This window comes from Oerskovia sp. NPDC057915 (assembly GCF_042887685.1).
Lineage (GTDB): Bacteria > Actinomycetota > Actinomycetes > Actinomycetales > Cellulomonadaceae > Oerskovia.
The window spans coordinates 74,240-94,542 of record NZ_JBHVOS010000003.1 but is presented as its reverse complement, the minus strand read 5'-3'; the positions used below and the strand labels follow the sequence as shown (position 1 = coordinate 94,542).

Genomic DNA, 20,303 nt, shown 5'->3' with positions numbered 1-20,303 from the left:
CGGGTCGGTCGGGTTGGCATCTGGGGGCGCCGGTCACGGTGCCCGACGGCGCAGCGCGCCCGTGCGCGGCCGTCCTCGTCCGCGACGCCACGACGTGGGCGCCGGCGCCGCTGACGCGTGACCACGCTCGTCGGCCGCGTCCGTTGCGCGCGGGGTCCCACTGCTGCGGACCCGCTGCTAGCGTGACGATCGCCCCGGTCTGCCGGTGGCGTCGTCGAGAGCTCTGGAGCGGGGATGAGCACGCAGAACGCCCGGACGGACCCCGGACCCGGACAGCCGGGCGACGAGGGCGGGTCGCTTGGCAGGGTGGTCGGTCACCTCCTGCTCGCGCTCCTGGGGGTCGTGCTGGTCGCCGCGCCCGCGTGGGTCGTGGCGACGACGGGGGACACGGTCCGTCACCAGCACCGGGCGCTCACCGCCGTCCTGGTGGCGAGCGCGGTCGCCGGTGCGCTCCTCCTCGTGCTGACCGTCGTGCGTGCACGGCGGCCTGCTCGGCGCCCGGAGCGGTCGCGAGCCCGGCGCGTGCTCCGCGGGACCTTCCTCGGGGCCGGGCTGGTCGTGCTCGTGGCACTTGCTGCAGCGGTCGTGTGGCTCAGGCCCTTCCCCGCGACCGCGCCCGCGCTCGCAGCCCTCGAGAGCGACGGTTCGGTCGAGGTGCTCGACGAGGCCGGATGGATCGCGTTCGTCCCGCGCGGTGGCGAGGCGTCCACAGGTCTCGTCTACTCTCCGGGGGCGAGGGTGGACGTGCGTGCCACGGCTGCGGTGCTCCGGCCGCTCGCCGAGGCGGGCTACCTGGTCGTGGCGCTCAAGGAGCCCCTGGGGATCGCCTTCACGTCCCCGAACCAGTCGGCCTCCGCGATGGCGGCGTTCGACGAGGTCGGCACCTGGGCGGTGGGAGGTCACTCCCTGGGCGGGGTCGTCGCCGCGTCGTTCGCCGCGGCGCACGACGACGAGGTCGACGGCCTGCTCCTGCACGCCTCGTACCCCTCCGCCGACATGAGCGCAGCGGACGTCGAGGTGACGTCGGTGTGGGGCTCGCGCGACGGCCTGACGACGCCCGACAAGATCGAGGCGTCCCGCGCCGACCTGCCCGCCACGGCCCGGTTCGTCGAGATCCCCGGGGCAGTCCACGCCTTCTTCGCCGACTACGGTGCGCAACCGGGGGACGGGCGACCGACCACGAGCCGGGCCGACGCCCAGGCGCAGATCGTCGAGGCGGGGATCGGGGCGCTCGACCGGCTGGCGGCGTCCAGCCCCTGAGGCTTCCGGCCTCCCGTGGCGCTGGTCATGCTCCCGCGTCGAGCAGCGCCCCGTACGGTGCCGTCTCGACCACGCCGCGGACGGCTCGCGCGAGCTCCGCGTCCGCCGTCACGAGGGCGTCGCCCTGGAGCTGCGTGAGGGCCACGTACTCGGCGTCGTACGTCGAGGCCCAGCCGAGCCGCTCGGCCACGGTCCAGGCGGTCCGGCGCAGCACGCCGTCCCCGAGGAGCCGGATCTTCAGCCGTCCGACGCGGGCCAGCCGCTCGCGCCCGACGTCGGCCGACAGGTCGCCCCGGTGCACGGCCTCGTACACCGCGGAGAGTGTCTGCGACCGCAGGAGGGTCGGCGCGAGCAGCTCGTGCGCAGCCGGGACCCGGGCGTCGTCCGCGACGAGCCGCAGGACCGTGCCGGGGTCGACGACGAACCGGGTCATGGGGCACCTCGCAGGTCGGGGCGTGCGGGTCGGGGACGTACCTCCGTCATCCTCCCGCTCGCCGGTGACACGCGCACCCGGGTGCGCGGCGCCGTCGGGCACGTCTCCACCACGGCACCGCCGCACCGCTACCCTGGCCCGCATGGCGCTGACCCCCTCTCTCCTGGCGCGGCTCGACGCGGCCGTCGCCCTCTACGGCGCGGGCGAACCCTCGACCCGCACCGAGCTCGACGCCGCCGTGCGCGGGCTCGACGTCGTCCTCGACGCGGACTGGGTCGAGGTCGTCGGGCGGCACGGCGGCTGCTTCGTGGGCGTCCCCGTGCACGGGCTGCGCAACGCGCCGCTCCTGGAGGACACCGACGTCGCGACACTGACACGCACCTTCCGTGCGGACGGCTGGGCCGTGGCCGAGGAGGGGCTCGTGATCGGCTTCGACGGGTCGGGGAACCCCCTCGTGGTCACGAACGACGGGCCGGTCGTGACGTTCGACCACGACACGGGCGAGCGGTACGTCCTCGCGGGAGGCTTCGCGGACCTGCTCGACGAGAACCTTCCCGACCTCCCGCCCGCCGAGGCCGGCCGATGATCGTCACCCAGCGCAACGTCCTGGGCGGCCCCGAGCGAGACCTTGCCGCGGTGGTCGTCCTGCGCCGGGCGCTCGCGGCCGAGTGCGGACCGCTCGACGTCCCCGGCCTGGACGAGCTCGACCTGATGCTCGCTCTCGGCGGCTCGATCACTCCCTCGGCCGGTCCGGCGGGGGTCCGCAACGTCCGGTTCTCGCGGCCCCGACGACGGCTCACCGCCACTCTCGTCGTGCCCGCCGCCGAGCTCGACGCGACCACCCCGGAGCTCGACGCCGTGCTGCCCTACCTCGCCGAGCTGGCCGCCACCGTGGCCGGGCGCTGCGCCCCGGAGGCCCCGGAAACCGTCCGGGCCGCGCTCGCGGGCGCGTTCGAGCGGGCGGGCGCGACGACGACCCGCGGCCAGGACGTCACCTGACCGACGGGGGACGCTCGCCCTCCTCGTCGAGTGTGCAGTTCGGGCTGTTCCGGGCCTCGAGACGCAGCCCGAACTGCACGCTCGACGCAGCGCTCGCGCGGCGTCGCAGCGGCTCCGGGGTCATGCTGGGCGCATGGAGATCGAGGCCGTGGGCGAGGTGTGGCACTGGCGGGGCCCCGCGCCCTTCCACTTCGTGTCCGTGCCCGACGGCGAGAGCGCGCGCATCCGTGAGGTCGCCCCGCTCGTGACCTACGGGTGGGGCATGATCCCCGTCTCGGCGCGCATCGGGGGCACGACGTGGACCACGTCGCTGTTCGCCAAGGACGGCCTGTACGTCGTCCCCCTCAAGGACGCGATCCGCGCGGCCGAGGGCGTCGAGCTGGGGGACACCGTCACGGTGCTCCTGACGCTCGACGTCACGCGGTGAGGGTGTCCCGGGGCGCAGAGGGTACGGCGGGTACGGCGGGCGCGGCGGCGCTCGCGGGCGGGGCCCCGGTCCCGGCCTGAGCCCCAGCCCCGGCCTGAGCCCGCGCGACGTGGGAGCGCGCGTGCTCGATCGTGGGCGGCAGGTCGGCGAACAGGTGCTTCTCGTGACGCAGCTCGTCGAGCACGCCGACGCGGGTGAGTACGGGCAGGTGGGCGGGCTGGATGCCCTTGACCAGGACCGTGACGCCCGAGCGCTCGAGGTCCGCGACGAGCTCGCCCAGCGCGTGCGCCCCGGTCGCGTCGACGAGGCGCAGGTGCGAGAGCCGCAGGACGACGACCAGGGCGTCCTGGTCGTCGCGGATCTGCGCGTGGATGCGGTCGGCCGCGCCGAAGAACATGGCGCCGTCGAGCCGGTAGAGCGCGATGTGCTCGTCGCCCGGCAGGGCCGGTCCGGGCAGCGGCTCGCGGTGCACGGCCGCAGCCTTCGCGACCGACCGCAGCGCGAAGAACGCCGCGACGAGCAGCCCGATCTGCACGGCCTCGATGAGGTCGACCGCGATCGTCACGACCGCGGTCACGACGAGCACGACGGCGTCGGCCCGGGTCGAGGTCAGCACGGCGCGGAGGGTGGCGACCGAGACCATGCGCACGGCGGTGACCATGAGGACACCGGCCAGGGCCGCGAGCGGGATCGCCGAGACGGGTCCTGTCGCCAGGTAGATGACGCCCAGGATCACGACCGAGTGCACGACGGCCGCGAGCCGCGTCCGGGCACCCGCTCGCACGTTGACCGCCGTCCGGGCGATGGCCCCGGTTGCGGGCATGCCGCCGAACACGCCGCTCGCGATGGACGCGAGCCCCTGGCCGACGAGCTCGCGGTCGGGGTCGTAGCGGTGCGTGGCGTCGTCGGGCACGGTCGTGGCGCCCGACGGGCCGCGTGACGGAGTGGCGGTTCCGGACGCCGTGGACCGTCCTTGCTCGGGCGACGGCATGGCCGCGGCGACGCGAGCCGAGAGGAGGGACTCGATCGCGGCCAGGGCCGCGACCGCGAACGCTGGCCCGACCAGCGACTGCAGCATGCCCGCGTCGAGGGGCGGCACGGTCGGCAGGGGGAGCGAGTCGGGGAGCGCCCCGATCCGGGCGACGGGCGCGCCCGCGAGCTGGGCGACGACGGTCGCGAGGACGACCGCGACGAGCGACGCGGGCAGGGCCGGTGCGACGCGCGGCAGGACCAGCATCACGACGGCGACGAGCGCCACGGTGCCGAGCGTCCACAGGGCCGTGGGACCGTTCGCGAACGCAGCGACCACCGAGTCCGCCGCGACGACCAGCGGGTTGCCGCCCACCGCACCCGTGACGCCCAGGGCCGCGGGGACCTGCTGGAGGAAGATGATGGCGGCGATACCGGCCGTGAAACCCTCGACCACGGGCCAGGGGATGAACGTCACGACGCGCCCGAGCCGCGTCACCCCGGCCAGCAGCACGACGACGCCCGCGAGGATCGCGACGAGCGGTACCGCCGCGGGGCCGTGCTGGGCGACGATCGGGGCCAGCACCACGGCCATCGCGCCGGTCGGCCCGCTCACCTGGACGCGCGAGCCGCCGAACACCGCGGCCACGATGCCCGCGACCACCGCCGTCACGAGCCCCGGCCCGGGGCCGACGCCCGCACTCACACCGAACGCGAGCGCGAGCGGCAGGGCGACCACGCCGACCGTGACCCCCGCGAGGAGGTCGGCGCGCAGGGTCCGCGGTCGCAGGTCGACGTCCGCGCGCGACGGCAGCAGGTCGCGCGGGGACCGGGCGGACCCGGGGGACCGCCGGGGAGACCGGGCAGGCCGGGCAGGCCGGGCCGACCCAGGGTGCTCGGACGACCGGGCCGACCCGGTCGGCCGGCTCACTGCCCGGTCCGTTCGCTCTCCCCCTGGAGGGGAGGGAGCTCGTCCGTGGCGGCGAGCTGCCGCCCGGACGCGTCGAGGGTCTCGCGCAGGAACGCGCGCGCCACGACGAGCAGCTCGGCGACGAGCGGCCTGCTGAGCCGGTAGACGACCGTGTTGCCCGTGCGCGACGACGTCACGACGCCGGCGCGCTTGAGCACGGCGAGGTGCTGGGACAGGACCGAGGCCTCGACGCCGGTCGCTGCGAGCAGGTCGCTCACGGCCGCCTCGTGGTCCGGTGCGGCGCTGAGCACCTCGAGCGCCTGGATACGGGTGGGGTGCGCGAGGGAGCGGAACAGCTCGGCCTTGATCGCGTAGAGCGGTGCCGTGGTGGCGGTGGTGGGCACTGGACCTCCTGGGGACTTGACGAGTTTAGCAACTCCTCAAGCCGTGGACTGCTGGGGGCGCACCTCGCACCCCAGCGGTGCGGCCAGCGTCCTGCACGTCGTCGGATCGTGACCGCTCCGCAACCCTCGTGGGATCATCGCTCGCGTGCCGATCCTCACCGAGCCCACCGTCCACCCCGGCCGTCTGAGCGCGCAGCCGATGCCCGTCCTCGCGGGTGGCGGCCTGACGCTGCGCCCGTGGACGCGGGCTGACGCCCCGACCCTGCTCGCCGCCTACCAGGACCCGGCGATCCAGCTCTGGCACGCTCGCGCGATGGACGACGTCGCCGAGGCCGAGGCCTGGGTCGACTCGCGGGACGAGCACTGGGTGCAGGAGGCGGCCGGGGACTGGGCGGTCGAGTCCGACGGGGTCGTGGTCGGCCGTGCCGCCCTGCACCATCTCGACCTGCACGAGGGCGGGGGCGAGGTCGGCTACTGGGTCCTGCCTGCCGCGCGGGGCCGCGGGATCGCTCCCCGGGCCGTCGGGCTGCTGGTCACGTGGGCGTTCGAGGACCTGGGCCTGCACCGCCTGCGGCTCGTGCACTCGACGCGCAACGAGGCGTCGTGCAGGGTCGCGCTCGCTGCGGGGTTCCTGCCCGAGGGCACGCTCCGGGAGAGCGGCAAGCACGTCGACGGCTGGCACGACATGCACCTGCACGCCCGCCTCGCGGGCTGAGCCCCGCCTCATCTGGCCCTCATCCGCGATGGCTACGCTCGGCGAGCCATCACAAATCCGGACGTCACGGTGCTTTCTCCGCAGAGCGCCGCCCGTCCGCACGCTCTCGACGAGGAGAACAGATGCCTGCTGCCGGAACCCAGACCTTGCCCTCGCCGCCCTCGCCGCCCGCACCTGCCGCACCTGCCAACCAGGCCCCACCCGCGCGGCCGGGGCTCCTGGGCCGGGCCGATGCCGTGGTCGTCGCACTGGCCGCCCACCTCACCCGCTGGTCGGTCCCCGCGCTCCGGGTCACGCTCGGCCTCGTGTTCCTGGGGTTCGGCGTGCTCAAGTTCCTGCCCGGTGCGAGCCCGGCCGAGCAGATCGTCACGCAGACCGTCGGTGCGCTGACCTTCGGCGTCGTCGAGGGCACGGCGGCGGTCGTCCTGACGGCGGTCGTCGAGACCTTCATCGGGCTGACCCTCCTGACGGGACGTGCCTTGAAGGTCGGTCTGGTCGTGCTCGCGGTCGCGCTGGTCGGCATGATGTCGCCGGTCGTGCTCTTCGCCGGCGAGCTCTTCGGCGACGGCATGACGCTCATGGGCCAGTACGTCCTCAAGGACGTCGTGTTCGTCGCCGCGGCGGCCGTGGTCGCGGCCGTCACCCTGGGTGCACGGCTGACGTGCGACGCGCGCTGACGGGCTGAGACCCGCCGCAGCCCGACGGGGGCACGCACGTGACGTCGTCGGGCGGGGGAGGGGGCGCCCCTCAGGAGTCCCAGATGGCGCCGAACGCGGGGATGCCCCGCGACTCGAGACCCTCGACGACCTCGAACGTCGTCGGACGGTTCGAGATGCAGATGACGGCCTCGGCGCCGGTCGTGCGCACCGCGTCGAGCGCGAGCGCCACGAGGTCGGGCTTGCCCTGGGCGCGCGTGTCCCACACGAGGGCGTCGGGCAGCGATTCCGTGATCTCGCCGACGAGCCCGGGGCCGAACGTGGCCTCGGGCGTGCGCGTGACCCACACCAGGTGGGCGGGCGCGCCCGCGAGCAGGCTGGGCAGGCACGGCCCGATCCCGCTGCCCGTCGTGATCCACACGACCTTGCGGAAGAGCTTGCCGACGTTCCCCGCCCCGGCCGTGGGCACGCCCCGGACCCACACGTGGTCGGGCGGGGAGTCGATGAACGACCCCGTCCAGTCGCCCGCGCGCGAGATCGCGAGGCGCAGCTCGGGGCGGGTCGGCGTGACGAGGTTGGCGAACGGGTGCCACTGGCCGAGCGGGTGCCGGGCGATCGTGGTCGACGACCCGACGAACGTCCTCGGGTCGTGGTGGAGGCGCACGATCGCGACGTGGGACGACGGCGTGTGCACGTCCACGGCGACCTTGCGCAGGTGCAGCCACGGCAGCCCCACGCACACGACCACGACGGCCAGGACCCACGTCGCGGGGGCCGTGAGGATCGCGTCCCAGGGGTCGGCGGGGGCGAGGTCGTGAGCGAACAGGAGGGTCAGGGCCGCGAAGCCCGCGAGCGTCGACCAGCCCCCGAGCCGGTGGCTCATCTCGAACAGGTCGTGGCGCCTGCGGCGCAACGGTGCGGTGGCCAGGGCGGCGATCGTCAGCAGCAGGAGTGCGAGCGCGACGACGACGACGAGGGTCGGCCCCGACAGCTCGCCCCGCCCCGACGGGCTCAGGGCCGTCGCGGCGAACAGCGTGAACCACGCGGTCGCGGAGATCGCGGCCCCGACGTGGATCCCGCCCAGGTGGTAGACCTTCGCGAGCCCCGCGCGGACGCGCAGCGGCCATGTCACGGGTGCGCTCGTGGCGGCACGGAACAGCAGGTTGACGACGTGCTGCTGCCGGATCACGGCCGCGGCCCCGAGGTTCAGGGCGGCCGCCGTCAGGGTCAGGTCGAGCCGGGCGGGTGTCGACGTCCCCGGGAGCAGGGCGACGGCCGCCGCGACGTTGACCGCCAGGACCAGGGCGACGAGCCGCACGTACGGCATGAGGGCCGGGCGCGTCCACAGGCGCCGCCACCCCGTCAGCTGGGGTGGCAGGGTCGGTGTCTCCCGGGTCTGCGTCGGCGCGGGCGGGTGGGGACTCATGTGCGGTGGCCTCTCGTCGAGTGCGCCGACCATACTGTGGCGGCACGGACCGGGCGCGCGATCCACAGGGTGATCTGGTGCCGGGGCGCCTCGTCCGGCGCGCCCCGAGCGTCTCCGGGCCCGACGACGTCGCGCACGTGCCGCCGTCGGGCCCGGTCGGTTCGGGGCAGGCTCTGGCCCGAGGCTCGTGCACAGCCGGCTCCCAGGCTCCGCATCTACGCTGGTCGGACGCTCGCCGGCACCGGCGCCCGCGTGCCCCGGCGATCCCGAGACACACCGGAGTCCTCATGAAGAAGCTGCCCGTCGCCCTCACCGCGCTCGTCCTGACCGCCGCCCTCGCGGGCTGCTCGGCAGGGAGCGGGTCCTCCTCGGGGGACGGGAGCGCGTCCGCCGCGAGCAGCCCGGCGGAGGCTCCGGCGGAGGTCAACGACGTCGACACGCACTTCGTCGCGATGATGACCCCGCACCACGAGCAGGCCGTCGAGATGAGCGAGATCATCCTGGCCGTCGACGGCGTGAGCGCTCCGACGCGCGACCTCGCGCAGCGGATCCTCGACGGGCAGGCCGAGGAGATCGGGACCATGGTCGGCTGGGCCGACGCCTGGGGGCTCGACGACCTCATGCAGATGCACTCCGTGCACGTCGCGAACGGCATGCTCACGAGCGACCAGATGGGGTCCCTCGAGCGTCTCGCGGACGCGAGCACGGGCGACGCGAGCGCCGTGGCCGCGGCCGAGAGGACGTTCCTCGAGCTCATGCACTCGCACCACGAGGGCGCGATCGCGATGACGCAGGGCGAGATCGAGGGCGGCGGGCACGCCGAGCTCCGTGACCTCGCGCAGGTCATGGTCGACGTGCAGACGGCCGAGATGGCCGAGATCGACACGCTGCTCGGGCGGTAGGTCGCGGCGCCTGCGGGCGCGGGACCGTGGGGCCGTGGCTCCGGCCCGGCGCGGCGGTCCGTCGGCCCGGCTGCGGGGTCAGGCCTGCGGTGCGAAGCCCGCGATCCCGTCGAGCACGACGGCGAGGCCCACCTCGAACTCGTCGCCGAACGCGTACCCGGGCCGGAGCACCAGCTCGGTCGCCATCTCCGTGAGGTGCGGGAACGACGTCGCCATCGACTCCTGCTGGGCCATGATGTCGGTCGCGACGTCGGCGATGCCGCCGTCGGCCGGGACGGGCAGCGCCTGCTCCTGGAGGGCGAAGCCGCGCACGTAGCTGTCGAAGAGGGCGAGCGCGTGTCCGGTCGCGGCGACCGTGAACCCGTCGCGGCGCAGCGCGCCGATCATGGCGTCGAGGTGGGCCAGGCGCGCCGGACCCGGCGTGGACCGGGAGTCGAGCAGGGCCGTCGCCCAGGGGTGACGTGCGAGTGCGGTCCGGGTCGAGCGGGCGACCTCCTCGAGCCCTGTGCGCCAGCCCGTCGCCGGTGGCGGGGAGGCGATCTCCCCGATCACGAGGTCGACCATGCCGTCGAGGATCTCGCCCTTGTTGCGGACGTGGTGGTAGAGCGACATGGCCTCGACGCCGAGCGTCGTGGCCAGCCTGCGCATGCTCAGGGCGTCCAGGCCGGACTCGTCGGCGATCCGGACAGCGGCACGCAGGGCGTTCTCTCGGGTCAGCGGGGCTCGGGCCATGGAGTCACCTTACAGCGTATGGTAGCGTCGGAAATCCAGCCTTACACCGTATGTCTGCCCTGGAGGACGCCATGTCCGAGCACCGCACCAGCGTGACCGCCAGCGCCGCGACCAGAAGCGCCGTGACCGACAGCGCCGCGACCGACCGGCGCACGACCACCACGATCGGCATCCTGTTCCTGTCCGCCTTCGCCCTCTACGGCACAGGGAGCCTGCTCGCCTCGGGGACCGCCGTGTCCGAGGGAGGCCCGGCAGGTAGTGGCCCCCTCGGGACCGGCGTGGTCCTGATCCTCGTGAACTCCCTCGCGGTCCTGGCCATCGGCATCCTCTTCGTCCCCGTCCTCTCGCGCCGCAGCCCCGTCGCGGCGACGGCGTACCTCGCGGCCCGGATCGTCGAGGCCGTCCTGCTCGCCGTCGGCGGGGCGGCGCTCTGGGCGCAGGCTGCCGCGCAGGGGGACCCGCTCGTGGGCGGGGTGCTCGTCGCCCTGGACGACGCGGCGTACGCGCTGGGGATGGCGACGCTCGGGGCGGGCAGCGTGGTCCTGTGCGTGACCCTGCTCCGGGCGGCGCTGCTTCCGCGCGGCGTCGCGCTCTGGGGGACCGTGGGCTACGCGCTCTTCGCTCTCGGCTCTGCGCTCGAGCTCCTCGGGGTCGCGGGTGCGGGCCTCGTGCTCGCCGCCCCGGCGGGCCTGTTCGAGGTGTTCCTCGGGGTCTGGCTGATCGCGGTCGGGCTCGGGCGGCGGGGTGCGGAGGCGAGGGCCGTGAGCCCCGGCGCGACGCACCGATGAGTTCCGGCCGTCCGGCAGGTCCACCCCCTCGACCACCCGTCCTGCGCACCCCCGGAGGTTCCCGTGACCGACACCCCGACCGTCCCCGCGACCGTCCCTGCGACCGCCCGGACGCTGCGGGTCCCGGGCGCCACGCTCCACCACGAGGTCAGGGGCCAGGGGCCGCTCGTGGTGCTGGTCGGCGCCCCCATGGACGCCGACGCGTTCGCGCCGCTCGCCGACCTGCTCGCGGCCGACCACACGGTCCTGACGACCGACCCGCGCGGCATCCACCGCAGCACGGTCGACGACCCGGAGCAGGACACGCCGCCGGAGGTCCGGGCCGACGACCTCGCGCGGCTCCTGGCCCACCTCGACGCGGGTCCCGCGACCGTCTTCGGGTCGAGCGGCGGGGCCGTGACCGCTCTCGCTCTCGCCCAGTCGCGGCCCGCCCTGGTCCGGAGGGTCGTCGCGCACGAGCCGCCGCTCGACGCCCTCATGCCGGACCGTGAGCGGCTCCACGCCGCGACCCGCGAGCTCGTGGACGACCACCGGGCGGGCGACGTCGTCGGCGCCTGGCGCAAGTTCTTCGCGGTCGGGGACATCGACGTCCCGGAGGGGATGGTCGAGCAGATGTTCGGTGGCGAGCGCGACCCGCAGCAGGTCGCGGACGAACGTTTCTGGTTCGCGCACGACCTCCTGGGGACCACGCTCTTCGAGCCCGACGTCGAGGCGCTGCGCGCCTCTCCCGTCCGCGTCGTCGTCGGGGTCGGCGAGGACTCGACGGGTCAGCTCTGCGACCGGACGTCGTCGGCGCTCGCGGCCCTGCTCGGCACCACGACCACGCTCTTCCCGGGCGACCACACGGGTTTCGTCGACGACCCGTCGGCCTTCGCCCAGCGTCTGCGCACGGTGCTCGGCACCTCGTGAAGCCTCACCCGGGCCGGCAGGCCCGGTACCCAGTCCGAACCACCCGAAACGAGGAGCACCATGTCATTCCAGGCCTACCTGGACGCCGTCGAGGACAAGACCGGCCTCACCCCGCGCCAGCTCGTGACGATCGCGCAGGAGAAGGGCTACGACGACCCGGCGGTGAAGGCCGGCGTGATCGTCGAGTGGCTCAAGGAGGACTACGGCCTCGGTCGCGGTCACGCGATGGCTATCGTCCACGTGATCAAGAAGGGCCCGACGATCGACAGCAAGCACGTCGGCTCGACGGGCACGCACCGCGACGAGTCCGACACCCTGTGGCTGGACGGCAAGGCGACCAAGCCCGCCTGAGCGTCGCACGGCCCTGCTGCCCGACGACGGGCCGCGCCCCGGTATCGTCCACGCCATGCGCATCCCCAAGGTCGTGGTCGGGTGGACGGTCGCGGCCGTCGTCGTCGCGACGCCGGTCGTCGTCTGGGTCGCGAGCTGGACGACGACCGAGCGGACCTGCCTCGTCGAGAGCGACGTGGCCCCGCACACGAACCGTTCCAGGACCTACTACGACGTCCGGACGTCCTGCGGTCTGCTCGGGGTCGACGAGAAACGCCAGAGCCGGCTGGACGACGCGATCGACCCGGGGCGGACGTACCGGATGACGATCGAGGACCGGACCGTCGCGCAGTGGCTGATCGACGTGGAGGAGCTCTGACGGCACTCCCGGCGCGGGCCGCGGAGAGGCGGCCTGGTCGTGCACGCGACGGGAGGTCAGCCCACGAAGAGGCAGAACGGGTGGCCTGACGGGTCCGCGTAGACGCGCAGGGGTTCGTCGGGGTCGTCGGACCGGTCCCGGAGCAGGCGGGCGCCGAGGGCCAGGGCGCGCTCGTGCTGGGCGTCGAGGGCCTCCCGGTCGGGGACCGTGCAGTCGAGGTGGACCTGCTGCGGGACGGCCGGGTCGGGCCAGGTGGACGGCGACAGGTGCTCGACCTGCTGGAACGCGAGCGGCACCCCGCCCGGCGAGCGCAGGACGAGCCAGTCGGCGCCGTCCGGGTCGGGCTCACCGGTCGCGGGCGCCTCGTCGCCCGCGCGGTACTCCAGGCCGAACAGTGCCCGGTAGAACTCGGCGAGGCCGCGGGCGTCGGTCGTGTCGAGCACGACCTGCCGGATCGTCGGGAACGTGGTCATCGTGGACGCCTCCTGGGAGCGGTGGACAGGCTCTCACCGTGCGTCGCGCGCGAACGACCCGCAATTCGTGCCGTCTTGGTACGTTCCTGCCGTGGACACGCCTCCGACGACCGCGCTCGACCGTCTGTCCGCCCTCGCGGCCGACCTGCCGGGGGTGCCGGGCCCGGGGGAGCTCGAACGCGTGGCCGCGGTCGTACGGGCCGCGGCGCACGAGGGAGCGTTGCCGGACGAGATCGCGGCGGTCGGCCACCTGTCCGTCCGCTGGGTCGAGGCGCTCCTCGGGGACCCGCCCGCGCGCGGCTGAGCCGCGCGCCTCGGGCGCGGAGGTCGCTGTGGGTCCCTTCGCGGCTCCCGAGCTCGCCGGAGTTCCCCACCGTGCCCGTCGTCGAGTGACACGCGGTCGGTCCCTCGTCGCTGGGTGCCGTGGCATCCTGGCCCGGTGCGTGTCGAGCCGGTCAGCCAGGAGGTCCTCGTCGCACGGGTGGCCGCGCTCGTCGTCGAGCGTTCGCGTGATGACGGGACGGCGACGAGGGTCCTCGTCGACGGCCATCCCTCGACCCGCCCGGAGCACCTCGCCGACGCGCTCGTCGAATCCCTGCGCGTCGCAGGTCGCCCGACGGCGCGCGTCAGCGTGCGGGACTTCCTGCGGCCCGCGTCGTTGCGGCTCGAGCACGGGCACGAGGACCCGGACTCGTTGCTCGACGGGTGGATCGACGTGGGGGCGCTGAACCGGGAGGTGCTCGCCGCCGTCGGGCCGGGTGGGGACGGGCGCTACCTGCCGAGCCTGCGCGACCCCGTGACCTCGCGCTCGACGCGCGCCGACTACGTCGAGGCGCCACCGGGGCTCGTCGTGCTGCTCGACGGGTCCCTGTCGTCCGGGCGCGGGCTCGACGTCGACCTGACCGTCCACCTCGCCCTCCAGGACGCGACGCTGGCACGGCGCACATCGCCCGCCGAGGCCTGGACGCTGCCCGCGTACGAGCGGTACCGGGCCGAGGTCGCGCCCGAGCGGACGGCCGACGTGGTCGTGCGTGTCGACGACGCGCGGCGCCCCGCCTGGGTCGCGCGGGGCTGAGGCGGTGCACCGGGGGCGAACGGCAAGGGCCACGGTGCCCGACGGCGCCGCGCACCCGCGCGCGACGGGTCCGGTAGGGTCTGCGCAGCGTCGCGTGCCGGTGGCAGACCGTGCCAGGCATGGAGGCGCCGGACACGAAGGAGCACGACGATGACCACGTCGACCCCTTCGCCCTCGCGTGACTGAGGGCGAGAAGACCAGGCTCGTCGCCTGGAGCCACGAGCTGCGCGCCGTGCACGAACGGCTGCGCGAGGCGCTGCGCGTCACCCGGACCGCGCTCGACGACGGAGCGCCCACCGGACCTGCGACCCGGGACCTGCTGCTGTTCTGCCACGGATTCTGCACGGCCCTGACGGGACACCACGAGGGCGAGGACCGCGAGCTGTTCCCCGCGATCGCCGCCGCGCACCCCGAGCTCGTCGGGACGCTGCGGAACCTGAGGCAGGACCACTCGATGATCGCGCACCTCGTGAGCGGGCTCGCGGACGCGGTCGGCCGGTCCGCGCCACCGGGCGAGCTCGACCGTCACCTCGAGGGGATCGCCGCGATCATGGAGTCCCACTTCCGCTACGAGGAACGCGTGCTGCTCACCGTGCTCGACACGCTCGCGCTCGACGCGGACGCCCGCGACGTCCTGGGCCCGCTCTGACGGGTCTCAGCCCCGCGAGACCGTGACCCGCCCGTTGGACGAGGACGCGTCGATCGCGAACTCGCCGTCGGGGTCGTGCGGGACCGTGACGTCGGTGCCTCCCAGGTCGGTCTCGGCGCGCACCCGGTAGCTGCCGTCGGGGACCGTGACCTGGACCTTGCCGTTGTCGGTCGTCGCCCGGACGTCCTGCGGGGTCGTGAGGGTCAGCTCGACCGAGCCGTTGGACGTCTCGGCGTCGACGCCGCCGGTGCCGCCGAGCCGGGTTCCCGTGACCTTGCCGTTCGAGGTCCTCGCGACGATCCCGTCGTCGATCCCGGTGAGGGTGATGGACCCGTTGGACGTCTCGACGTCGACCGCGCCGGTCGCGGTCAGGTCGATGCTGCCGTGCTCGGTCCCGCCCGTGACGGGCAGCCCGGCGGGCAGGTCGATCGAGTAGCTCGCCGAGCAGTGCCGGCCGCACCCCGACAGGACCAGGACGCCGTCCTCGACGCGGTGCGTCTCCTGCTCGGGGTAGGTGCCCGAGTAGTCGACCGTGCGCTCGATGCCGACCTCGGTCGCCGCCGCGTCCCCGCGCAGCGCGACTGACCCGGCGCTGAGGTCGAGACGCACCGACGTGATCTCGTCGGTGACCGTGTAGGTGTCGGTCGCGATCGATCGCGGCCCGAACCCGCACGCCCCGAGCGTGACCGCCGTGACGGCGACCAGGCCCGCCGTCACCAGTCGCCGGTGTGTGGTCCGCATGTCGATCCCCTGTTCGTCGTGTCCGAGGCAAGTGGTGGTGGGGGCCCCACCCCCCCGGCGGGGCCCACCACCATCGAGGCTAGGGCGGGAGGGGCTCCGGGCGACATCGGGTGTTCCCCCCATTTCGCCCTCGGGGTCAACCCCGAGTCCTGTGCCTCGTCCTGTGCCGGGAGCGCGGGGTGAACCCTGCTGGTTCGCCGCGCGGCCGTGAACACCGGCGGGGTACTCTCGCCCGGGTAGGGAGGTTTCCGACCTACTTGTGCCCAGGGGTAACGACCGTCGACGGAGACCGGTAGACATGCTTCTTGCAGGAGATCAACGACTGCTCCGGGAGATCAACGCCCGCGCAGTCCTCGAGGTGCTCGACGCCCACGACACGCTCGGACGCCCCGAGATCGTCGCGGCCACGGGCCTGTCCAAGACCACCGTGGCGCTCGCGCTGCGCACCTTCGTCGAGCACGGGCTCGTCGAGGAGGCCGGTCTCGACCACGACCGACGCGGCCCCGCGGCCACGCTGTACCGCGTCGACCCCGAGCACGGCTACGCGCTCGCGGTCGACATCGGCCACGTCCGCGTCCGCGTCGCGCTGGTCGACCTCGTCGGCCGGGTCCGGGCCCGCGCCGAGCAGCCGCTGTCCGCGAAGGAGCCCGAGGCGCGCGCGAGCGCTGTCGAGAAGCTCGCCGCGCACTGCGTCGCCGCGGTGCGCCACGACACGGGCGCCGCGTCCGTCGCGATCCGGTGCGCCGTCGTCGGGCTCCCGGCGATCGTGGGTGCCGACCACGCCATGGTGCGCCGCGTCCCCGGCCTCGAGAAGGGCGGACCCACGCTGCACGCCGCCCTCGAGACGGGCCTCGGCTGCCCCGTCGTGCTCGAGAACGACGTCAACCTCGCGGCGATCGCCGAGCAGCGCACGGGCGCTGGCAAGGGGCTCGACTCGTTCGTCCTGCTGCGCCTGGGGATCGGGCTGGGGGCCGGGATCGTCATCGACGGCAAACTGCACCGCGGCGCGTCGGGCGGGGCCGGCGAGGTCGCGTTCCTCCCGCAGCCGGGCCGCGCGCTCGGCGCCGAGAGCATCGGCGCCGCGTCGCTCGCGACGTCTGCCAAGGAGGCGGGCCTGCCCGCGGGCCTCGCGCCGCACGAGGTCCTCGACCTCGCGGCCGACGGCGACGAGCGCGCGGTCGCGGTCGTCGACGAGCTCGCCGGGCGCCTGGCCGTGCTGATCGCGTCGGTCGCGCTCCTGCTCGAACCGCAGAAGATCGTCCTGGCGGGCGTCGCGCGCGAGGACGCGGTCCTGGGCCGCGTCCAGACCTACCTCGCCGAACGGGTCGGCATCCTGCCGATCGTGGTCGAACCCAGCGCCGTCGCGGCCGACGCGGTGCTGCTCGGCGCGGCGGCCCTCGCCCGGGACACGCTGCGCGACCAGGCCTTCACGGCCGCGGTGCAGCGCGCCGCGGAGTCCGAGGACCTGTCCGACGACGACGCACCCCTCGACGCCGACCTCGCCCCCGGTCTCTCCTCCCGAGGAGCCGACGATGCCCGCACCCTCTGACCTCGTGACCCGGCTCGGCCTCCCGCCGGACGCCCGGGCGCTGATCCTCAACGCCGACGACTTCGGCATGTGCCGCGCCGCGAACCGCGCGATCACCGAGCTGCTCGTCGCGGGCCACCTCGACTCCGCGACGCTCATGGTGCCGTGCCCCTGGGCGCCCGAGGCGCTCGCCTTCGCGGCCGACCGCACGGACCTCGACCTGGGTGTGCACCTCGTGCTCACGAGCGAGTGGACCCGGTACCGCTGGCGCCCCCTCATCGGGACCGGGACGACCCTCGTCGACGACGCCGGTTACTTCCCGGCCGACTGCCGCAGCGTCGAGACCCGCGCGAGCGACGCCGACGTCGCGGCCGAGCTCGCCGCCCAGCTCGACACGGCGCTCGCCGCGGGCATGGACGTCACGCACCTCGACAACCACATGGGCTCCGTCTACGGGCTCGAGACGGGACGCAGCTTCCTGCCGCAGGTCTTCGAGCTCGCGGCCCGGCACGGCCTGCCGTTCCGGCTGCCCCGCACGGTCGGCCTGGGGCTGCCCGACACCTACCGGTCGGTGCTCGACCAGGCCGCGGCGGCAGCCGACGCGGCCGGCGTCGTGATCCTCGACCACCTCACGACGCACCCGTTCGAGCTGCTGGGGGAGGGGACGCCCGACGAGGAGGACTACGCCTCGATGAAGGTGGGCTTCCTCGACCTGCTGCGCGCGATCGAACCCGGGGTCACCGAGGTCTTCCTGCACCCCATGCTCGACGACGAGGAGCTCGGCGACGTCGCCGACTACGCCGTCGCCAAGCGCGGCTTCGAGCGCCGGCTGCTGGCAGACCCCGACGTCGCCGCGACGCTCGCCGAGGAAGGGATCGTGCGCGTCGGCTGGCGCGACCTGCGCGACGTCCAGCGGGGGCTCGAACCCCGGGTGCGCGACGTCTCGGGCAACCCGGCCGCCCGGGCGAGCGACGCCGTCGGGGGTGCGCGATGAGCGCGCTCACGGCACTGCGCGACCGCCGCCTGACCGGTCTCCCCACGCGCGGCCAGACCCTCGCCTACGGTGCCTCGGCGTTCCCCGCGAACCTCATGGCGCAGACGTTCTCGGCCTTCGTCGTGTTCTTCTACGTCGACCACCTGCGGCTCCCCGCAGGCTGGGTCGCGGGCGCGATGGTCGCGCACGGCATCCTCAACGCGCTCCTCAACCCGCTCGTCGGCGCGGCCTCCGACCGGCACCGCACCCGCTGGGGGCGGCGCGTCCCGTGGATCGGGCTGGGGATCGTGCCGCTCGTCGCGGCGTTCTCGCTCGTGTGGATGCCGCCCGAGGTGAGCCCCGCGGGTCTGCTCGTGTGGTTCCTCGTGGTGGTCGCGGTCTACGACGTCGCGTACGTCGCGGTCGTCCTCAACACCTCGGCGCTCTTCCCGGAGATCTTCCGCACGACGGCGGAGCGCGCCCGCGGCAACACGCCGCGCCAGATCTTCGGACTGGTCGGGATGATCCTCGGCACCGCCGCGGCGCCGCTGCTCTACGGGTCGGCGCTCGGGTGGGTCGGCATGGGGCTCGTGCTGGGCGCGCTGTGCCTCGCGTTCTTCGTGTGGTCCCTCGCGGGCATGGTCGAGCGGCCCGTCGACGAGGTCGAGGTCAGGGCTCGCGAGGCCGCGCTGCCCCTGCGGGACCAGCTCCGGTACACGTTCGCGAACAAGGCGTTCGTGACGTACGTCCTGGGCTCCCTGCTCCTCCAGTCCACGACCGCGATCCTGCTCGCGTCGGTGCCGTTCTACGTGCGCTACGTGCTCGGCGGCGCCGAGGCCGACGCGACGCTCGTGCTCGCGCCGATCTTCGTCGTCGCGATCCCCGCGATCGTCGGCTGGTCCTGGGTGGTCCGCAAGGTCGGCCCGCGCAAGGCGCTGCTCTGGTCCGTCGCGGCGTACGGCGTGGCCGTCGGGCTGTTCATGGTCTCCGGCTCGATCCCGGGGGCGATGGCCGTGGCCGGGCTCGTCGGCATCGGGGTCGCGGGCATGATGCAGCTCCTCGAGGTCGCGCTCGGGCAGGTGATCGACGACGACGAGCGGCGCACCGGGCTGCGCCGCGAGGGCATGTACTTCGGGGTCAACGGGTTCGTGGTGCGCGGGTCGGTGATCGTGCAGGCGGTCGTGATCGCCGTGGTTCTCGGCGTGACGGGCTACGACGCCGGCCTCTCGGTCGCGGCCCAGCCGGAGACCGTGTCGACCGGGATCAGGGTGCTCATGGGCGGTGTGCCGCTCGTGGTGGCGGGCCTGGCCTGGCTCTGCTTCTGGGCGTACCCGCTGCGCGGGCTCGACGCGCCGCCGGTGGGCGGCTCGGGCGACGCGGCCGGTGACGTGCCGGACGACGCGGCCGGTGACGACGAGCCGCAGGACGCCGAGGTGCTGAGCCGCTGACGCCCGCGCCCCCGACGACCTGTCGGAACCCGCGTGGTCCACGCACCACGCTGGTTCCGACAGGTCCCGTGGCCCGGGGGCGTGTCAGAGTGGGCGTGACCCCTGGGCCACGCCCGCTCCGACGAGGCGCGGCCCTGACGAGGAGAGGCCCTGACGAGGAGAGGCCCTGACGAGGAGAGGACGACCCCGATGACGTGGTGGATCTGCCGGACGTGCGCCGTCGAGCACGCCGACCGTCCCGAGGTGTGCGCGATCTGCGCCGACGAGCGCCAGTGGGTGCCCGAGTCCGGTCAGGCGTGGACGACGCTCGACGAGCTCGCCGCCGAGGGCCACGAGGTGTCCGTGACCGAGCTCGAACCGGACCTGTTCGCGCTCGCGGGGCACCCCGGGGTGGGCATCGGGCAGGAGTCCAAGATCGTCCGGACACCGGCGGGGATGCTGCTCTGGGACCCGGTCGGGTACCTGGACGACGACGCCGTCCGCCGGGTGCTCGCGCTGGGCGAGGTCGTGGCGGTCGTCGCGAGCCACCCGCACATGTTCGGGGTCCAGGTGGAGTGGAGCCGAGCGCTCGGGGGCGTGCCCGTGCTCGTCGCCGAGGCCGACGCCGGGTGGGTCGCCCGCCCCGACCCGGTGATCGAGACCTGGTCCGAGGACCGCGAGATCCTGCCGGGCGTGACGCTCTCGCAGCCGGGCGGACACTTCCCCGGCAGCGCGGTCGTCCACTGGGCGGCCGGTGCGCAGGGGCGAGGCGTCCTGCTCAGCGGGGACACGATCTTCGCCAACCCCGACCGCACGTCGGTGAGCTTCATGCGCAGCTACCCCAACCGGATCCCGCTGTCGGGTGCCGTGGTGGACCGGGTCGCGACCCACGTCGAGCGCTTCGCGTTCGACCGGCTCTACAACAACTTCGAGGGCGTGATCCCGGTGGATGCGCGGGGCGTCGTGCGGCGGTCCGCGGACCGGCACGTGGCGTGGGTGCGCGGGGACTTCGACCACCTCACGTGACTCCGCGGACGGTCGCTGGGGGCTCCGCGGGCGCTCCGCCGGCGCTCCGCCGCGTCGAGTGTGCAGTTCGGGCTGTCCCCGGGGCCCACGGACAGCCCCGCCCGGAGCAAGCGCGCACGAGCGGGGGGGGCGGCGGGAGTGGGGGGGGGGGACCGGCCCGCGGGGGGGCCCC

Annotated in this window: 25 protein-coding genes; 18 read left to right on the top strand and 7 right to left on the bottom strand. The window is 74.4% G+C overall.

Going from position 1 to position 20,303, the window contains the following annotated elements:
• The first annotated feature begins 234 nt into the window (after positions 1-234).
• The gene (locus ACFVQ3_RS02975; protein WP_387634890.1) at positions 235-1,260 is read left to right on the top strand and encodes an alpha/beta hydrolase; all 1,026 of its coding nucleotides are present in this window, start codon (positions 235-237) and stop codon (positions 1,258-1,260) included.
• A gap of 25 nt (positions 1,261-1,285) precedes the next feature.
• Here the strand turns inward: ACFVQ3_RS02975 and ACFVQ3_RS02970 are convergent, their stop codons facing one another.
• Entirely contained in the window at positions 1,286-1,693 is a 408-nt protein-coding gene (locus tag ACFVQ3_RS02970; protein WP_387634887.1) for a type II toxin-antitoxin system VapC family toxin, read from the bottom strand.
• Positions 1,694-1,835: 142 nt separating this feature from the next.
• Here ACFVQ3_RS02970 and ACFVQ3_RS02965 point away from each other — a divergent pair, with 142 nt between their 5' ends.
• From ACFVQ3_RS02965 to ACFVQ3_RS02955, 3 genes are all read left to right on the top strand, one after another.
• On the top strand, positions 1,836-2,279 hold the full coding sequence (locus ACFVQ3_RS02965; RefSeq protein WP_387634884.1) for an SMI1/KNR4 family protein: 444 nt from the start codon (positions 1,836-1,838) through the stop codon (positions 2,277-2,279).
• Entirely contained in the window at positions 2,276-2,692 is a 417-nt protein-coding gene (locus tag ACFVQ3_RS02960; RefSeq protein WP_387634881.1) for a hypothetical protein, read from the top strand. Before ACFVQ3_RS02965 ends, ACFVQ3_RS02960 begins: the two co-directional genes overlap by 4 nt.
• 133 nt (positions 2,693-2,825) lie before the next feature.
• On the top strand, positions 2,826-3,119 hold the full coding sequence (locus ACFVQ3_RS02955) for a DUF1905 domain-containing protein (RefSeq protein WP_387483780.1): 294 nt from the start codon (positions 2,826-2,828) through the stop codon (positions 3,117-3,119).
• Here ACFVQ3_RS02955 and ACFVQ3_RS02950 read toward each other — a convergent pair.
• Together ACFVQ3_RS02950 and ACFVQ3_RS02945 are read right to left on the bottom strand one after the other, a co-directional pair.
• Positions 3,109-4,905 (bottom strand): SulP family inorganic anion transporter, encoded by a 1,797-nt coding sequence (locus tag ACFVQ3_RS02950; protein WP_387635136.1) that lies wholly within the window; start codon positions 4,903-4,905, stop codon positions 3,109-3,111. The genes ACFVQ3_RS02955 and ACFVQ3_RS02950 overlap by 11 nt on opposite strands.
• Before the next feature lie 110 nt (positions 4,906-5,015).
• Positions 5,016-5,402, bottom strand: a complete 387-nt coding sequence (locus tag ACFVQ3_RS02945; protein WP_387634878.1) for an ArsR/SmtB family transcription factor — start codon at positions 5,400-5,402, stop codon at positions 5,016-5,018.
• 145 nt (positions 5,403-5,547) lie between these two features.
• On the opposite strand from ACFVQ3_RS02945, the gene ACFVQ3_RS02940 reads away from it, so the two are divergent.
• Complete coding sequence (locus ACFVQ3_RS02940) at positions 5,548-6,117, top strand: GNAT family N-acetyltransferase (protein WP_387634876.1); 570 nt, start codon at positions 5,548-5,550, stop codon at positions 6,115-6,117.
• 122 nt (positions 6,118-6,239) lie between these two features.
• Positions 6,240-6,794, top strand: a complete 555-nt coding sequence (locus ACFVQ3_RS02935; RefSeq protein ID WP_387634874.1) for a DoxX family protein — start codon at positions 6,240-6,242, stop codon at positions 6,792-6,794.
• A 70-nt stretch (positions 6,795-6,864) separates the two neighbouring features.
• Here ACFVQ3_RS02935 and ACFVQ3_RS02930 read toward each other — a convergent pair whose 3' ends face one another.
• Positions 6,865-8,199 carry a hypothetical protein gene (locus tag ACFVQ3_RS02930; protein ID WP_387634872.1) on the bottom strand — a complete coding sequence of 445 codons (1,335 nt, stop codon included), beginning with the start codon at positions 8,197-8,199 and terminating at the stop codon, positions 6,865-6,867.
• A 287-nt stretch (positions 8,200-8,486) separates the two neighbouring features.
• Here ACFVQ3_RS02930 and ACFVQ3_RS02925 point away from each other — a divergent pair, with 287 nt between their 5' ends.
• Positions 8,487-9,101 (top strand): DUF305 domain-containing protein, encoded by a 615-nt coding sequence (locus ACFVQ3_RS02925; protein WP_387634870.1) that lies wholly within the window; start codon positions 8,487-8,489, stop codon positions 9,099-9,101.
• Between the two features lie 78 nt (positions 9,102-9,179).
• On the opposite strand, the gene ACFVQ3_RS02920 is transcribed toward ACFVQ3_RS02925, so the two are convergent.
• A complete protein-coding gene (locus ACFVQ3_RS02920; protein ID WP_387634867.1) occupies positions 9,180-9,833 on the bottom strand; it encodes a TetR/AcrR family transcriptional regulator in 654 nt (217 codons plus the stop codon).
• A 50-nt stretch (positions 9,834-9,883) separates the two neighbouring features.
• On the opposite strand from ACFVQ3_RS02920, the gene ACFVQ3_RS02915 reads away from it, so the two are divergent.
• From ACFVQ3_RS02915 to ACFVQ3_RS02900, 4 genes are all read left to right on the top strand, one after another.
• On the top strand, positions 9,884-10,621 hold the full coding sequence (locus tag ACFVQ3_RS02915) for a DUF4386 domain-containing protein (protein WP_387634865.1): 738 nt from the start codon (positions 9,884-9,886) through the stop codon (positions 10,619-10,621).
• Positions 10,622-10,684: 63 nt separating this feature from the next.
• Positions 10,685-11,530, top strand: a complete 846-nt coding sequence (locus ACFVQ3_RS02910) for an alpha/beta fold hydrolase (protein WP_387634863.1) — start codon at positions 10,685-10,687, stop codon at positions 11,528-11,530.
• Positions 11,531-11,590: 60 nt separating this feature from the next.
• Positions 11,591-11,881 (top strand): DUF4287 domain-containing protein, encoded by a 291-nt coding sequence (locus tag ACFVQ3_RS02905; RefSeq protein ID WP_387634861.1) that lies wholly within the window; start codon positions 11,591-11,593, stop codon positions 11,879-11,881.
• A gap of 55 nt (positions 11,882-11,936) precedes the next feature.
• Positions 11,937-12,239, top strand: coding sequence for a hypothetical protein (locus ACFVQ3_RS02900; protein WP_387634858.1), 303 nt, complete (start codon positions 11,937-11,939; stop codon positions 12,237-12,239).
• 56 nt (positions 12,240-12,295) lie between these two features.
• Here the strand turns inward: ACFVQ3_RS02900 and ACFVQ3_RS02895 are convergent, their stop codons facing one another.
• A complete protein-coding gene (locus ACFVQ3_RS02895) occupies positions 12,296-12,712 on the bottom strand; it encodes a VOC family protein (RefSeq protein WP_387634856.1) in 417 nt (138 codons plus the stop codon).
• Positions 12,713-12,803: 91 nt separating this feature from the next.
• Between ACFVQ3_RS02895 and ACFVQ3_RS02890 the strand changes: the two genes are divergently transcribed.
• The 3 genes from ACFVQ3_RS02890 to ACFVQ3_RS02880 all read left to right on the top strand — a co-directional run bounded on the left by ACFVQ3_RS02890 (position 12,804) and on the right by ACFVQ3_RS02880 (position 14,436).
• Positions 12,804-13,016: a hypothetical protein gene (locus ACFVQ3_RS02890; RefSeq protein WP_387634853.1), complete on the top strand. Its 213-nt coding sequence runs from the start codon at positions 12,804-12,806 to the stop codon at positions 13,014-13,016.
• Positions 13,017-13,151: 135 nt separating this feature from the next.
• Complete coding sequence (locus ACFVQ3_RS02885; protein ID WP_387634851.1) at positions 13,152-13,787, top strand: uridine kinase; 636 nt, start codon at positions 13,152-13,154, stop codon at positions 13,785-13,787.
• A 178-nt stretch (positions 13,788-13,965) separates the two neighbouring features.
• A complete protein-coding gene (locus ACFVQ3_RS02880; protein ID WP_387634849.1) occupies positions 13,966-14,436 on the top strand; it encodes a hemerythrin domain-containing protein in 471 nt (156 codons plus the stop codon).
• Positions 14,437-14,442: 6 nt separating this feature from the next.
• Here the strand turns inward: ACFVQ3_RS02880 and ACFVQ3_RS02875 are convergent, their stop codons facing one another.
• Positions 14,443-15,177 (bottom strand): hypothetical protein, encoded by a 735-nt coding sequence (locus tag ACFVQ3_RS02875; RefSeq protein ID WP_387634846.1) that lies wholly within the window; start codon positions 15,175-15,177, stop codon positions 14,443-14,445.
• A gap of 298 nt (positions 15,178-15,475) precedes the next feature.
• On the opposite strand from ACFVQ3_RS02875, the gene ACFVQ3_RS02870 reads away from it, so the two are divergent.
• From ACFVQ3_RS02870 to ACFVQ3_RS02855, 4 genes are all read left to right on the top strand, one after another.
• Positions 15,476-16,726 carry an ROK family protein gene (locus ACFVQ3_RS02870; protein ID WP_387634844.1) on the top strand — a complete coding sequence of 417 codons (1,251 nt, stop codon included), beginning with the start codon at positions 15,476-15,478 and terminating at the stop codon, positions 16,724-16,726.
• A complete protein-coding gene (locus ACFVQ3_RS02865) occupies positions 16,710-17,699 on the top strand; it encodes a polysaccharide deacetylase family protein (RefSeq protein ID WP_387634842.1) in 990 nt (329 codons plus the stop codon). The genes ACFVQ3_RS02870 and ACFVQ3_RS02865 overlap by 17 nt, the downstream gene beginning before the upstream one ends.
• Positions 17,696-19,126 carry an MFS transporter gene (locus ACFVQ3_RS02860; protein WP_387634839.1) on the top strand — a complete coding sequence of 477 codons (1,431 nt, stop codon included), beginning with the start codon at positions 17,696-17,698 and terminating at the stop codon, positions 19,124-19,126. Before ACFVQ3_RS02865 ends, ACFVQ3_RS02860 begins: the two co-directional genes overlap by 4 nt.
• 189 nt (positions 19,127-19,315) lie before the next feature.
• Positions 19,316-20,131 carry a hydrolase gene (locus ACFVQ3_RS02855; protein ID WP_387634836.1) on the top strand — a complete coding sequence of 272 codons (816 nt, stop codon included), beginning with the start codon at positions 19,316-19,318 and terminating at the stop codon, positions 20,129-20,131.
• The last annotated feature ends 172 nt before the right edge of the window (positions 20,132-20,303 follow it).